The organism is Bacteroides ihuae (assembly GCF_900104585.1).
GTDB classification, from domain to species: domain Bacteria; phylum Bacteroidota; class Bacteroidia; order Bacteroidales; family Bacteroidaceae; genus Bacteroides; species Bacteroides ihuae.
Window position 1 is genome coordinate 1 of sequence record NZ_FNVX01000004.1, and the last position, 16,572, is coordinate 16,572.

General features: G+C 37.9%; 9 protein-coding genes. All 9 read right to left on the reverse strand.

The window, feature by feature from the left end; genetic code table 11:
- Positions 1-996: 996 nt before the first annotated feature.
- Complete coding sequence (locus tag BQ5338_RS00940) at positions 997-2,217, reverse strand: clostripain-related cysteine peptidase (RefSeq protein ID WP_071144965.1); 1,221 nt, start codon at positions 2,215-2,217, stop codon at positions 997-999.
- A 17-nt stretch (positions 2,218-2,234) separates the two neighbouring features.
- Positions 2,235-2,630 carry a hypothetical protein gene (locus BQ5338_RS00945; protein ID WP_071144966.1) on the reverse strand — a complete coding sequence of 132 codons (396 nt, stop codon included), beginning with the start codon at positions 2,628-2,630 and terminating at the stop codon, positions 2,235-2,237.
- Positions 2,631-2,794: 164 nt separating this feature from the next.
- The gene (locus BQ5338_RS00950; protein ID WP_071144967.1) at positions 2,795-3,655 is read right to left on the reverse strand and encodes a sigma-70 family RNA polymerase sigma factor; all 861 of its coding nucleotides are present in this window, start codon (positions 3,653-3,655) and stop codon (positions 2,795-2,797) included.
- A gap of 186 nt (positions 3,656-3,841) precedes the next feature.
- Positions 3,842-5,344 (reverse strand): Do family serine endopeptidase, encoded by a 1,503-nt coding sequence (locus BQ5338_RS00955; protein ID WP_071144968.1) that lies wholly within the window; start codon positions 5,342-5,344, stop codon positions 3,842-3,844.
- 221 nt (positions 5,345-5,565) lie between these two features.
- Entirely contained in the window at positions 5,566-8,769 is a 3,204-nt protein-coding gene (locus BQ5338_RS00960) for an efflux RND transporter permease subunit (RefSeq protein WP_071144969.1), read from the reverse strand.
- A gap of 73 nt (positions 8,770-8,842) precedes the next feature.
- A complete protein-coding gene (locus tag BQ5338_RS00965) occupies positions 8,843-10,342 on the reverse strand; it encodes a TolC family protein (protein ID WP_071145807.1) in 1,500 nt (499 codons plus the stop codon).
- 24 nt (positions 10,343-10,366) lie between these two features.
- Positions 10,367-13,444: an efflux RND transporter permease subunit gene (locus tag BQ5338_RS00970; RefSeq protein WP_071144970.1), complete on the reverse strand. Its 3,078-nt coding sequence runs from the start codon at positions 13,442-13,444 to the stop codon at positions 10,367-10,369.
- The gene (locus tag BQ5338_RS00975) at positions 13,441-14,529 is read right to left on the reverse strand and encodes an efflux RND transporter periplasmic adaptor subunit (RefSeq protein ID WP_071144971.1); all 1,089 of its coding nucleotides are present in this window, start codon (positions 14,527-14,529) and stop codon (positions 13,441-13,443) included. The genes BQ5338_RS00970 and BQ5338_RS00975 overlap by 4 nt, the downstream gene beginning before the upstream one ends.
- A gap of 438 nt (positions 14,530-14,967) precedes the next feature.
- Entirely contained in the window at positions 14,968-16,134 is a 1,167-nt protein-coding gene (locus tag BQ5338_RS00980) for a 6-bladed beta-propeller (protein ID WP_071144972.1), read from the reverse strand.
- Positions 16,135-16,572 lie beyond the last annotated feature (438 nt).

Below are 16,572 nucleotides of genomic sequence, written 5' to 3' on the forward strand. Positions count from 1 at the left end.
TGTTTATGTAAATCTATCAAAGAACGCTTCTTTTGTAATTGCTTCGTTTTAAAAGCGGGTGCAAAGATAAGAGCTTTAAATCCAACTACCAAATGTTTCTGGAAGTTTTTTTAGTTTTATTTTTTGGCTGCTTCTCGTGAGAAAAGAACCGCCAAATAAACTGGCCCCATATTTGCGAATCGGAGGGCAAAGATAACAACTTTTAGTATCACCATCCAAATTATATAGGAAGATTTTTCTAAATGTTTTTCAAACTCTTTGGTCTCGAACCACTTCTATCAGAATGTCAATCAGAACGCCTTGTGTCTCTTACAAAGCGGGTGCAAAAGTAGAGATTATACTCATACAATCCAAACTTATGTGACTCTTTTTTTGAAAGAAATATCTGAAGGAGACATAAACACCTGATTATGAATTGATCAGGGAGAAAACTTTTTTTCAGTGGATATGCCGGGGGATGTGACGAACCGATTGCTTATATTAAAGTAAAAAGGAAATTGGGCGCTTAGGCGTAGTTATAGGAAGAAAGCGGGAAGGAGTTATCAAGAGAAAGGATGAAGCAGAGGGATTATCCCATAAGATTTCTATTCTATACTATAGATAGATAGTAGGAAGTTGGTAAAATAAAGCAGGGAAGGACAAGTTCAGAAGATTCAGGTACTATGAAACTTTTGGTTTACATACTAGAAAACAAAGAGTATCGATGAATGAAAACGATTGGTTTTCTAGTGATAAAACAGTTGGTATATCACGAGGAAACTACAGTTTCATCACTAGGAAACGAAATCTTATATATAAAGTGTCTACCTATATCAGTATAAGTCAGAGAAAATAAGCAAATAGGAGAACCGTGGAGAGGCTAACGTGGCATTCCTCTTTTGCAACCACACGCCGGGAAAACTTACTATCAATTATTTCAGCGCTTTTTTGAGAGATGCTAGAGTATAATACCTTTTTAGCATGCGAAGAGAAAGAAAACGAATGCAATCAAAACAGTTACCAACCCGTATCACTCCATCCACCATCAGTGTACCACTCGTAAGTGCGATAAAATTTGTTTAAGCTAGAAGTAAAAGTTCCACGAGGAATATAAATAGAAAGACCAGAAAATCCTGCCATAGAGGTCATTTTCCCAATGCCACTACTATATGTACAATAATTCTGATCAGTCGTTTCAGCCCAGATAACCGAAGCATCAAAAGCAGCCTTCCAAGAAGCATACGCCGCCGCATCAAGGGATAAAGATTTCATCAAGCCATTCATATCATAGTAATAGTTATCACGATACGGATCATAGCATAAAATACCTGAAGTAGGAATCGTGATGCCTCCTGAAGTAATATATTGAGACAAAACATTCTTTGTAGCAGCAGCTAAGGCTTCTAACTTATCACTTTTTATAATGGAGACTGAAACTCCAACTAACCATGGATCATCTATCTTCCAAGTAGATGGCAAAACGTAACCTTCAGGCAAATCCTTATCAAAGAGGTTAGAATACTGATTAAAATATCCATTCGCAACAGCCAAAGCTACATCTTTTTGTTGAAACATAGCGGGAACTACATCTACATAATATGCACCTGGACCGGGTATCTCTGTGGGAGAACTAATAAAGTAATCAGCGCAATTACGCAATTCATAAACAACCTCAACCGACTGCATAAAACATGCATCAAAAAGAATAAAATCAAAATGAGGAGCTGTTTCTAATACCGTTTTCAAAGCGGAAATATTCATATATGTGCCCGCATCTTGGCCAAACCAACGAGTAGAAGGTGCAGCCGGATTAGCAGGAATCCACCCATCTCCATGCGACCATAATACAAGCCCATAACTATCAGCAGGGAAATTGTCGAAGACTCGCTCAAAAACCTCAGACATAACAGAAGCATCCAAAGAATTTTGTTCTTTATAGTTATAGATTGTCTTTTCTACGACAGCTCCACTTGCATCTTTTGTTATCTGAATCAAACGCGGAGTGCTATCATCATCTACATATACCAAAAGATTACTACTATCAGCCTCAACAGCAGCATATCCCTCAAGCATTTCGTCAATATCAAGAGTAGCATAGTCGCTAAGACTATTATCCGCCGCAATATACGCCAACACTGTACGCGATTTCTTTACAGGATCCGGATCATCATGGCAAGCTGTAAGTAAGAACAACGAAGTACAACAAAGAATATAGGTGAGTTTTAGAATCTTCTTCATAGAGGATCACATTAAAGTTATTCCTGTGGCTTCTTAAAACGAAATTCTGAAGTTTCTATTTTTTGCAGCGTAACCGATTTGTCTTTTTTGTATTTACTAACAAGCTTCAATACCTCTTTGTCCAACTTCTTTTTACTCTCAGAAAAGTAAATCATACAAGTTCTGTTTGCCAAACCTTTATCTACCTCCAAATAGTTCTTCAATTGGTAACTATATAGATCTCGCTGAGGAAGAAAACCGTTTTTTAATTGCACGCTATCCAATAATTGAATATCAGTATAATAAAAAGCGGTATCAGTAAATGAGGTAGAGACACCGAAAGCATAAACAACTTTAGCTTGTTTCTTGAATGAGAAAGCCGAGCAAACTACAAAAGCCAGTAAAAGCGAAAACGCTATTTTTGCAAATTTCATACTATTTTCTTTTTAAAAGTCCGTGACAAAGATAATCATTAGCAGCATAAGAGAAAGCAAATGCATACAGAATTAACAAGAATAACAAAAAAAAGACCGATTCATCCTTATAGGTGAATCGGTTTTTACTGTTTTTCTAATCTGTCGGAAACTGATATTCTTATTTATCCTAAATAAGATTTGAGCAATGTACTACGATTACCTTGTCTTAATCTTCTGATTGCTTTTTCTTTAATCTGACGAACACGTTCACGGGTAAGCCCGAATTTGTCGCCGATTTCTTCAAGTGTCATTTCTTGTTGTCCGATACCAAAAAACATCTGTATGATGTCCTTTTCCCTATCGGTTAACGTAGAAAGAGCTCTATCAATTTCCCTAGCAAGAGACTCATTAACCAGAGCGCGATCTGCCATAGGCGAATCATCATTGACCAACACATCCAGCAAACTGTTGTCCTCTCCCTCTACAAATGGTGCATCTACCGATATATGTCGGCCAGATACTTTTAATGTATCAGAGATCTTATCAACAGGGATATCAAGCTCGTCTGCCAATTCCTCAGGTGAAGGCTTACGTTCATTCTCCTGTTCGAACTTTGAAAAAGCTTTGCTAATTTTATTCAGCGAGCCTACTTGGTTCAATGGAAGACGAACAATACGCGATTGCTCGGCCAAAGCCTGAAGAATTGATTGGCGAATCCACCACACAGCATAACTGATAAACTTAAAACCACGTGTCTCGTCAAATTTCTCGGCTGCTTTAATCAGTCCTAAATTACCCTCATTAATTAAGTCAGGTAAACTCAAACCTTGGTTCTGGTACTGTTTAGCCACCGAAACTACGAAACGAAGATTGGCACGTGTTAGTTTCTCCAATGCTATGCGATCACCCTTGCGAATGCGTTGAGCGAGTTCTACCTCTTCCTCTACAGTAATTAAGTCTTCACGACCGATTTCCTGCAGATACTTGTCAAGAGAAGCACTCTCTCTGTTAGTGATACTTTTTGTAATCTTTAGTTGTCTCATTCTTCTAAAAACGAATTTTTGGTGTGCAAAGTTACGACAAATTATTTGTTTAGGAACTAATTAACCCTAACTTTTTCATGATTCATAATCATCTAAATAACAAAAAGAACGTCGACATGTTGCATACCGACGCTCTTTTTTCATGAATCTTTGCTAATATTCTATATTCTTACCATTAAGCCGTTATTAATCCTGACTTAAATCGACCGCATAATTAGCACGTTTTCCAGAAGGAAACATTCCTGTAAAGAACAATACTTGCTCTGGAGATTTTGATGCAGCTTTAAACACCTCTTCAAGGTCATTCACTGTATTCATTGTTTGACCATTCGCTTTCAGAATAATAAACCCTTTACGAATACCTGCATCGGACATCTTTCCAGATGAAACGCCAGTAACTTGAAGCCCATAGCCTAAATTTAATTGTTTCTTCAAATCACTAGAGACCTCTTTGAAAGCAGCTCCAAGAATATCCATGCCAGCAGTCTTAACTACTTTTGTTGTACCTTGCTCATTCTTCAAAGTAACTTCTATTGACTTCTCTTTTTTCTCTCGAATTAACTTAACACTTACTTTATCGCCCGGACGATGTTTCGCCAACTCTCCTTGCAAATCAGCCATATTCTTAACTTTCCTACCATCTATACCAATAATCACATCATCTACCTTTATGCCCGCTCCGGCAGCAGAACCTCCTTCTATTACTTCAGCGACCAACACACCATCAACGACTCCAAGTTCTTTGGCCTTCTTCATTGCTTCAGTACTCAATTGGTCATCACTGATAGAACCACCTTTTATTCCTAACAACGCCCGCTGCACAGTTCCAAATTGTTTCAAATCAGCTACTACTTTAGTCATAATACTGGTTGGTATCGCAAATCCATATCCGGTATAAGAACCTGTAGGAGAAGATAATACAGCATTGATACCGACTAACTCGCCTTTGGTGTTAACCAATGCACCACCACTATTCCCTTGATTGATAGCAGCGTCCGTCTGGATAAAAGATTCTACACCCTGAGTGTAAACGCCAAGTGAACGAGCTTTGGCACTCACAATACCTGCTGTTACAGTAGATGTCAAATTGAACGGATTACCTACAGCAAGCACCCACTCTCCCACTTTCAAAGCATCTGAATTACCTACTTGCATCGTAGGGAAATCATTACCTTCTATTTTAATTAATGCCAAATCACTAGCAGCATCCGCACCAATGATGCGTCCTTTAAATTCACGATTGTCATTCAGTTTCACACTAATTTCATCAGCACCATCTATCACATGATTATTGGTCACAATGTATCCATCTTTAGAGATAATAACACCCGACCCATATCCTACTCTGGGCTGAGCTTGCATTGGGCGTTGCCCTCTGGCTCCATCTCCAAAGAAAAAATCGAAGAAATCAGGTGCTTGTTGCACGTTGGCAGTCTTAGAGAGCTGTGTTGACTTAATATGCACTACCGCATGAATAGAATTCTCTGCCGCCACAGTCAAATCTACAGGCTGTGCATTAATCGCATCATAAGCAGCCATGCGCGTATTAGGATTCTGTTCAAACATCTCGTTATAGGCCAATGTTTTAGTTTTTGGCTTTAGCATCGCATAAGAAGTAAATCCTGCAACACCTGAACTAAGAAGCGCAATTGCACCTGCCCCTAGAATGATTTTAGTTGTCTGTTTCATATTACTCGCTATTTTAATTTGTTAATATTCAATTCTCATTTAACATTGCTGACGTTAAAATAACGACAAAAATCATTCTGTTATTCTTCTTGTCATTCTTTTTTGTTCTCTTTTAACAATGAATATCAGGAGCTTAACAGCGATTAACGACAATAGCTGACATTTTTACATTCATTGTGACATGAGTATATAATTTACTGGCAAATAATTGACCTAGGGCGTTATTGGGAAGATCTTACATCTCTTTTAGCAAGAGTAATAATCGGCAGAAATAGAAAAATCCCAACCAGAGACATCACTAAACCTCCGATGGTTCCTGCTGCAAGTGGAAACCAAAATGCTTCTTTTTCAGTGCCTACCATAAACGGTACAAAACCAAGCATAGTAGAAATAATTGTAAGAGAAATAGGAACAACCTTTGCATTCCATGCTTTCGTATATGCACGCAATGCCTTCATCGATGGATGTTGTCGACGAATACTATTGTATTCATTGAGTACATAGATACTGGCATTTACAGTTATTCCGCACAGAAGAACAAATGAAGCAAAACCTCCCTGATCAAAGTTTAACTTAAACCAATAGAAGGTGAGAAATACCCCTATATAAGAAATAGGGATAATAAACAAAATAATTAAAGGCTGCCTCAAGGAGTTAAACAAAATACTGGTTATGAAGAAAATAATAGCAATAACCACTAATAACAGGAAATACTGTTTATTATCCTTCTTGCCCCATGACCAAGCATTATTCTCCGACTCAGCAGTATATCCCATCGGAAGTTCTTTATTAAATTCTTCCAAATCTTTCTTCAAAATCTTATTCCCCTGTTCGGACGAGCCGATGTATTCGTATTGAAGACACAATCTATATTGTTGATTTTCTTTAGCTATTTCCTGAGGCATCTGTCCCTTGCCAATATCGGCCAACTCCGAGAGCTTATAATACTTACCATCATCTCCATAAGGATAATTCTGCATAGCCCAAATATCATATTTGTCAGACTGACGAGAAGATAGTTTTATTTTCTCTACCCCATTCTCGGTTACCACAGAACCACACCCTATATTCTTTCCAAATATAGGGCTGATAGCATTAAACAATGTAGTAGTCTGAACATCTTGTTGCGCCATTTTCGCTTTATTCAAATCAAAAAAGAATTCCTGATAATCATCTTTCCACCAAGAGAATTCCGAGTTAATGAGCACCTCCTTTATTCTTCGATGTCCCAAGAGCTTTTCTTTCAAGTTTTCTGCCCAATGATATAATTCATCATAATTGTAGCCATACATCTTTACTCTAAAAGAGCCGGCCCCTTCACGCACGTCATTACTAAATCCCTGATCTTGTAGTCCATATACGCCCCAACTTCCACCGCCCAATTCAAGAGCTCTACTAATTATATTGGCTTTCAGTGTATATGGAAAGCCACTGTTTTGATACTCCTTGCCAAAGTAAATGCTAATAGTAGCTCGCTGCGCACCATATATAGATGTCTGAAATTGTTTGATCTCTTTAAATTCACTCAGATATGTTTCCATTCTTTTCATGAGCGTATTCATCTGTTCAAGTGTACTACCATTTGGCAAGTTTGCATTAGCATACAACACTACTTCTTCGTTTCGGGTAAAATAACTACCCTCATATACTTTTTGAGCAAATAATCTTAAACTACCTCCTAAATATGTATCGGCAACAGGCTTCACTGTCTCCTTATAAAAGGCACTCCCAATTGTCTTATTATACACTTCTGCCATTTTCCCTTCTCCTTCTATCCTTTCAGGAAGTAAGAACACAGGTAAGCCAAAAAGCATGATAAGAAGAAAACAAACAGAGACTTTCCAACGACATAAAAACCGTATCAACACACTATATATTTTAGTAAAGCGCACAATAATTCGCTTCACAAATAAAGAATTGCGTCGAAAAAAAGGAAGCCGTCGAGCCAAGAAGATGCGAGAATGGTTCTTTTTAAGATGAATTTTATCAATCATAGCCGGAACAAAGAATAGTGCTACAAAGAGTGAAACTCCCAGATTGACGATCACAACCGCTGCAAAGTCCTGAAGATTCAATCGTATTTTTTCATCTAAAAAGAAGATCATAACCAAAGCCCCCATGGTAGTAAGTGTGGCAGCTAATACAGAGATAAAAGCCTTTAGGTTGCGGCGATGCAAGATGTGGTCGGCCATCACAATTGTGTTATCTATAACCAGATTGAGTGAAACGGTGATGCCAGCCAGCGAATAAAGTTGCATCTCCAACCCAAAGAGATAATAAAAAATAATAGCGATAGCAATGTTTACACTTAAACTAGTGATAATGAGAAACAGATAGCGCGGATTCAAAGTAATAAGTAAAACGAACGCTAATAAAATTAAAACAGTAAGTCCCGTACGAAAGTAAATTTTATCCAGTTCTGCACGAATAAATTCGGTAGCATCGTAACTCGAATGTATCTCATACCCTGCAGGCAAAACATGCTCTATATCGTGCATCGCCTGCATAATCAATCCACTTAACTGCAATTGATTGGCTGTTTCTTCGGCGGTAATAGATAAATAGATAGAATTTAATCCGTTGATACGAAAATAGCTTTGCGGAGCCTCCTCTACTCGTTCTACTATGACCAATTCATCAAGCCGTATAAGTTTTCCTCCCGAATAAGAAATCTGAATTTGAGAAGCATCAAAAGATGAGGTATCTTGCTCAGGCACTAAAGCTAATCGCATCCACTGTTTATTGCCTGAGGTTGTTTCAACATCATAGGTTCCTAAAAATGATTTTTGATAATAGCGAGAAATGGCTTGTTGAATATCTGCAATAGTGATCCCCAAGCGAGAGAGTTGATCACTATTATACTCCAATCTCCATTCCATAGGAGTCGCTCCATTCAATTCAATCTGATAAACACCCGGTATCTGTGCCAAGCGCGTTTTTATGTGGTCTTCCGCATATTGCTGAATCAAGATCGGAGTAGACGGAGCATTTAGAGTAAACGACATAAATGGCCGCGAAGCATCTTCATCGGGTTGCTTCATCCGAATATACGGATAACTAACCCCTTGAGGCAATTGTGCCCATGTTTGCCTGACAATAGTTGAAGCTTCAAAGCGCGCCGCATCTACATCAACATACTTATCTAGTTCAACCGTAATCTGTCCCCATCCATTGCCCGAAGTTGAATTGATTTTTTTGATACCCTTAATACGAGCCAGCATCGCTTCGAGTTTAGCTGTAGCCTCCATTTCTACTACACGAGAGGACGTGCCCGTCATACCGAATTGCACCGTAAAACCAGGCAAAGTTCGTGAAGGATTCAACTTAACAGGCAGTAGAGGTATCAGTGCCAACCCCACCAATGCAACACAGATAAATGCTACAATTATCGTAAAAGACGAAACAGACCTTTTCTTATTAATCATCAATACATGCTTAAAAAAGAGTTATACGGCTCTTAAAACACCAATCCTCTTTCGAAATATCAGAGTAAAATAATCACCAACGAGAGTTTAATTTATAATCAAACTTTTCGGAAAGAGAGAAATCGGAAGCAAAATCATGCAACGTTAACTTCCTTATCTTATAATAGTTCAACCAATAGTCCTGCAAAGCAGAGATATAATTTTGTTGAGCTTCCTGCTGTCTGTTCAATGATAACGTGAGACTATTGATGTCCGTCTTGCCAATCATAAAACGTTGGCGAGTTTCATTATAAGCTAGAATAGACAAATCCAGAGCCTCTTCAGCACTCGCAATAAGGCTTTGCTGAATATTAAAGTCATTGACCGTCATGATCACCTCCTCTTCAAGAGTTACCTCACTCTGACGTGAGGACGTTTTCACAACCTCCAAGTTGTTCTGTGCCATATTACGCTTACCTTTACTTACCCCCCAGTCCAATAATGGAATACTGAAACTGACCGATACCAGTTCTTGTTGCATAGGTCTATGATATGCATCACTAAAATTATTCGCTACCTGATTATAACCGATACTAGCATCAAGACTGGCATTAAAACCAGATTCCTTCTTTGCTTTATCCAAAGCCTGTTGTGCTTCCAAGACATTCTGTTTCCAATCCAAAAAATCAGGATTGTTCTCTTTAGCCAAATTAAGCGCCTTGTCTACAATTATAAGAATCTCTTGCGGATGTCCGGGAAGGTCTAATTGGATCTCCGTATTTTTATCCATATCCAAGAACGAAGCCAACGCAAACATAGCCCGCTTACGAGAAATGATTGTATTCTGCAAAGTATTACGTGCATTCACCAAGTCGAGCTTCAAGGTTAATAGATCAGCTTGAGAGATAGCCGCAATCTTATGCCGCTGCACACCCATCCGATAAAGAGTATCGCTAGAGACAACATTATCCTGTGCTAATTTATATTTGGCATCCGCCATAGCTAAAGCAAAGAAATAAGTAGTAGCTTTCTCGGAGACTGCTTCCATATTATAAATAAGTTGTTTCTTCACTTTCTCATATTTCAAAGGTTCTATCCGTTTATCCCACTTAAAGGCATTATAGCCCAACAAACTCTGCGAGTAGCCTATTCTTAAAGGCACACTGGTAAATTGCGTAGCATCCGTTGCTCCAAAGCTGCGAATATAACTAAGATTGGAATTCAAATAGAAAGTACCCCCCGTCCAATCCAGATTCTGCTTAACAGATAAATTTCCATATGCATAATATGATTGTTGACTACGATATACATCCACATCATTTTCTGAGTCATATCTCTGTGTGATGTCCTTATTATATTCAGCAGGAGTAGCATTCAAAGTCAGACTAGGAAGGCGGTTTGCCTTATATGTACGATATTCCCAATAGCCTGACAAATAAAGATTACGGATGCGAAAAGCTTCCAGCGAGCTATCATTTGCCAAATCAATAGTTTTCTGCAAGTTCAAGACTATTCTCCCTTGGCCAAAAAGGGAGGATGCAAATGTGCATCCAAAAGTCAAGCAGATAGCTATATATAAGATATTATTCTTCATCATAACATGGAAATTCATAGTAGTTTATTTTTTTATTCTTGATATGGCATTTCTATCTCTATAAATGAACCAATAGACTAGCGGAATGACAAACAAGCTCACTAATGTGCCAATCACCATGGCTCCTATCATAGCTATGGACAGCGGTTTTTGTAATTCAGACCCCATATCATACGAAAAGAGCAGTGGCACCATGGCAAAAATGGTAGTCAACGAAGTCATGATGATAGGACGCAATCTCCGTCTACCTGCTTCATGAATTGCCTCAAGTAAAGGGATACCGGTTTTCCGTAATTCATTAATTGCATCCAGTTTCAGAATTGAATCATTAATAATAATACCGCAAGTCACAATCAAACCAATGGCCGACATTAAATTTAGCGTATGTCCGCACAACCAAAGCAGCAACAGCGCAAAGGCAACATCAATAGGAATTTCAAGCAAAACGATCAGAGGTTGGATGAAACTCTCGAATTGAGCAGCCAAGATGAAATACATCAGGAGAATGGAGACAAACAGAATAACCACCAATTCATCCAGCATTTTTTTATTCGAGAAAAAGCTACCCGAAAAAGTCATATCCCAATCATTCGACTTTTCGATCACCTCCTTCGCTTCCGCCATTAAAATTTCGGGTGCCTTTACATCATAAAAACGAAAAGGGACATATTCTCCATTTTTGCCTGCCGTAATGCTTTTAAAGTCTTCAGCCGGAGTAACTGTTATTAATTCTCTAAGCGGGATATAATTCACAACTCCATCCTTATCAGGAATCGTACGTATAAGCGTTTCTTGCAATACCTTATTTACAGTTTTTTCATTTCCTGCTATATTAATAGGTAGATACTGCTGATAAGAGTGCAGCATGGCCACACTATTTTCTTTAAAGGTAGTCTTCAACACCCGATAGAGTTCATCATTGGATACTCCATACAAAAGCAACTTCTCTTTGTTGATGCTAATATTCAATTGATTTTCAAAGGCAATGCCTGTTGGAGCCACACCCGTTTTATCATCAAAACGTCCTTCCAATTCACGCAATTCGTTGGCAGTCGGAGTTTTTTCTTTATTACGAGCATAGAGTTCGGCCACAACATCCGCTTCATTTGTTGTAAATAGTTTCTCAAACACTGTTTCAGGGGGTGAAAAAGAAACCACCGCTAATGGATATTGTTGCTTCAATACGCTATATATATCTTTCTGCAAAGAAGCAATTTCCTTTGGTTCAGCTGTTTTAAAGTATAATTCCGCTTCTGATGACGACAACTCCTGCTCTCTGTTAAGAATAAAATCTTGTAGACCAATAGATGCCGTTTGCTCCACCGTTCTATCTCTCATCTCACGAAACAGTCCATCTACCCTCTTCCTGTTTTCATCTATATGAATATTCTCGTTCCATTCCACACGCACTACCAATTCATTCTCGTCTATTTTAGGCATTCGTTCCTTGTCTATAAAGAAAAACAAAGCGACACAAAGAGGTATAGAGACGATACAAAACACTGTCGTAAGAGTTTTATGCGCAAAAATCCAATCTATTCCCCGATCGTAAAACGCATCAAGAGTATGTTCCTTCAATGGATTGTTTATCTTCCAATTAAACCTTCTTATACCCATGCCATACACCAACATATACAGCACCGGCAACAACATAATTCCTGTAAAATAAGAAACCATCAATCCCACAGTAACCGAAAATGCCTGATCAAAAAAGATTGCCCCTGCAATGCCACTCATAAAAATTAATGGCACAAACACCGCAATAGTGGTTAAGGAGGAGCTCAACATGGGTGTAACGACTTCAGAAGTTCCTGCTATGCAAGCCCTTCTCAACGAATAACCCCGCTCACGATATTGCGAAATATTCTCCGTCACAATAATAGAACTGTCTATCATCATACCCAGTGCCAGTATCAAGCCGGACAAAGAGATTATATTCAAAGACATGTTGCACAGATAGAAAAACAAGAAGCTGATTACGATGGACACCACCATACTCAACCCAATAATAAAAGGAGATTTCACATCGCCTAGAAACAATACAGCCACAATGCAGATAAACAGAAACCCAAGAGATAAGTTTTGTTGCAAGTTAGAGATTGTATAATCTAGCAATTCCGTCTGGTTCCGGCTTATGCTAAATTCAATATCCGGGTAGATGCGAGCAAAATAATCCGTAGTCTTCATCAACGAAGCTTTCATCTTATCCATGTTTTCATCTGCCTGCTTGATGATGGCCAATGTCACAGCCCGTTTCCCATTGGAAACAGATATCCCTTTCTCTTTTTCCGGGACAATGCTTACGTTACAGAACTCTTTAAGCTGCATAATGCGGCCTTCCTTTCGGATATAGATATTCTCTACATCCTGCGCTGTGCGGAGAAGAGTGGAAAACTTGATGTTATACTCATAATAGCCATCACGCACCGTCATGCTTCCCGGTTCAATATTATTCTGCGTCAGTGCCGCTTCAATATTCTCAATAGACAATCCCAGCATTGCCATTTTATTCATATCCGGCACTATCTGTAATTGCCTTTGCAGCAACCCACTAACATCCACCATCGACACTTCCGGTAATTGTTCTATCCGGCGTTTGATTACCGATTCAGCGAATTCACACAGATTGAGAAATGCCTGTTCATCTGTCTTCGCATAAACACTGTCACTCTTCAACGTTAAATTGAGATACATCACCGGTATGTCCGTAGCACTAGCCTTTACCACCTTCGGACGATCTACCTCCTTTGGAAGATAGTTCATTGCCGCATCAATCTTCTCATTCACCTCGATAAAAGCTAAATCCGTATTTGTGCCATAGTCAAAACTAAGCCGTATAATCCCTGCACCATCACGTGTTTCACTAGTCATATCCTTCAGCCGTGCTATCTGAATCAATTGTTGACGAATAGGTTTCATCACAGTATTCTCTAATTCACGAGCAGAAGTATTGGAGACTGCTACCTGCACCGTAATCTCAGGTATAGATATATCGGGCAACAAAGAGACTGGCAGAGTGAAGTAAGTTACCAAACCTAGTATAAAGCAGGCTGTAAATGCCATCAGTACCGCAATAGGGCGTTGTATTAAGAATTTTATCATTTCTTTTCTGACAGTTGGTTTTTAACAACAGAAACAGGTGCTTCGTGTGCCAAATTTATATTTCCACTTACTATCACCGTATCTCCCTCCTTCAATCCGTCTGCAATGCTATAACTGTCAGCGTTCTCCAAAGCCGTATGTATATAATTCCACATAGCCTTGCCTTCTTTTAGCGTAAATACGACCTGTTTACCCGAACGGAGCACAACAGCGCTCTTCGGAATAACCAGTTGTTCACCAAGTGAACGGTTTACGCTCACCCTCACATTCATTCCGTTGAACAATTTGGCATTTCCATTTACTCTTGCCCTAACTTTTACCATTCCTTTGTCATCCACCAATGGATTAATCTCTGCAATGCTTCCTTCATGCACGGCAGATGCATCTGCAAAAGGAGTTATTAGCACTTTATCCCCTTTCTTCAGCAACGGTAGTTCACTTTCCAGTACGGAGAAGTCCACCTCCATACTCCGGGTATCCATCAGTGTACAAAACACATTGGCAGTACTTGCTGCATTCATTGGTTTAGAAAAAAGATTAGCTACTATTCCATCAAAAGGAGCAGTTAACGTAGCATGTTGTTCTTCATACAATGCCAAATCATAATCAGCCTTACTTTGATCATACCCACTCTTTACCTTTGCCAACTTCATCGTTGCATCAGGTATCTTCTCTAAATCCTTCGCTGCATACCCCTGCCCAATGAGTACATCTTGCAATTCCAGGCGTGCTTTTTCGAGTGCATTCTTTGCTTGCAACAGTTTATTGCCCAATCTAAATTTATCCAGTTCCGCCAGCTTCTGTCCTTTGCGTACTTTATCGCCATTCTTCACCCAGATATGTACAATCACTTCAGCCGTCTGGAAGCGAAGATCGGCAAACCCCAGAGCAGCCACCTTCCCATTACTTACTAACTCATGATTAAAAACCTGCTTGCGCAATGGGAAGACGGTAACTTCATTTTTTATATCAGGCAACACCGTTTCCACTCCTTTTTCAGAGTCTTCTTTTTTCTTTTCACCCGAACAAGCAATGAAGAAAGCCATTAGTAAACAAAGGCACAAACAAGTATCTTTTCGTCTCATATCAGTAGTTTTTCGTTTTCATAGTTTCGGTAACAAGATATCAAAACATTTTAATTAGTCAAACATAGTAATTTAGCCTAAAAAGAGCAAGAAATCATCGTCACATTTGCGTCACATTTGAAAAAATGTGCGAAAATCAGATATAATGCACAACATACAAAGATGTTCACCCTTGCCATTAGCAATAATATATACGAATTGACCATCTGGAATAGCTAACTCTAGCCGGACATTGAGTTAAGGGCAAAAAATTCAACTTTACACAATGAAGAAAGCAATACGAATCACTCTTCAATAAATCATCCAATACAAAATCAAAAAATCAATATAAGTAAATATTCTATAATCATAATCATCGGATCAAATGCAATCGTATCCCTGTCCAATATTTGCAAAAATTAGTATCTCATGGAAAACAATAATATAGCAAATAGAATATCACAGTTTTTTATTCAAATGGAAGAAAAAAAGTACAGGGTTCGAATCTTCAGTTAGATTCTCAAATAGAGGATCTAGTAATAGATCAGATTTCTTATTACCGTATAGCTTATTTTTCGATGCTAAAATTAGATCAGCTTGAACGTCAAGAACAATACAATTATCCTTATATCTAGCTTTAGGTTCGCTCATTAGAAAATTAAAGAAAGGATGACTGCCTACACCTGAATTTAAGAATACTTTTTTCTTTGAATGAACATACACTGCACTTGGATACCCCCAAGGAGTCATTATATTAATGTAAGTAAAATCTTTCAATTCAATAAAATCTCCATTGAAGAAATAATTATCATCTAGCAGGTCATTAAATTGTTCATTAGTCTCAAATTTCATATTAGCAACATTCTTTTCCGTGATATCAATATGGTATTTGGCTTCTACAATAGAATCTTTCACTAAATAGATTGTATCAGTTATATTAGGACTATAATAGACATTTTCTTGAAATTTACGTAAAGTTCTATTCTTCGCATAATGAAATTCTTTTTTGTATATATCCTTAAAAAAACTATAAATAAAATTGTTTGTAGAGTCCGTTACAATTAATGAATTTTGCTTATTGCTCCCCAATTTTGGATCGTTCATCCCATATATTTCATAAGCTTTATTGCCTGACTCCAGATATTCAAAGTAGTCATTTATAAAAGGGATTTCTTCCATTGAAACGTATTGACCATTATACTTATAGTAAATAATCCGACTTTGAGGCCTGTCTAAAATTGCAATTTGTTCCTTTCCAGGAACTATGCATACATTTGAGATTTCGACATATTCTCCGGGACCATTTCCTGTGTGTGATATTTTATACTTAAAATCCCCTTTCATATCAAAGACATTTATTGATTTTGAACTTTCGCTATCTACCACAAATAAAAGGTCATTGGCGAACAAAATCTGAGATATTTTACCAATTAAATTGTCCGTTTTTGTTTCGAGTTTTATAAAATCAATATATTCTATAAGAGAATCCATTGGTAAAGCAATTCCCTTCTTTGGATCAATAATTATTTCTTCTAGTTTAGAAATATCTACTTTTACTCTGCTTTCATTTGGTCGGCATGAATAGAAAAGAGATAGCAATACTATTATAACATATATATACTTCATATCATTTAGTTATTTGTAAGAGAAAGAAATGCCTAATAAAAAATTTATTGAATGCCTCCAAAAAACAATTATGTTTTCATTTTCATTTATATATTTAAGGCGTTCAACAATTTGTAAACTCAACAATGTAAACATACAAACAAACCATTTAAGAATCCTCACAAAGAGTATCATATACGTTAACTCAAGTTACACCCATTTATTACATTGTTACATTTCTTTTTTCGCAGGTTACTTCAAATAAAATACCACAAAAAACTCGACGCTATATTTAGATGTCGTATATTTCAATGCATAGAAGTTTAGTCGTATTCACTATAAAAAAGTAAGAGCCAATTGACTATCATCTTTTTATGATGGACACTGCTGAAACTTCATTTTTTATATCAGGCAACACCGTCTCCACTCCTTTTCCGGAATTTTCTTTTCTCTTTCCAC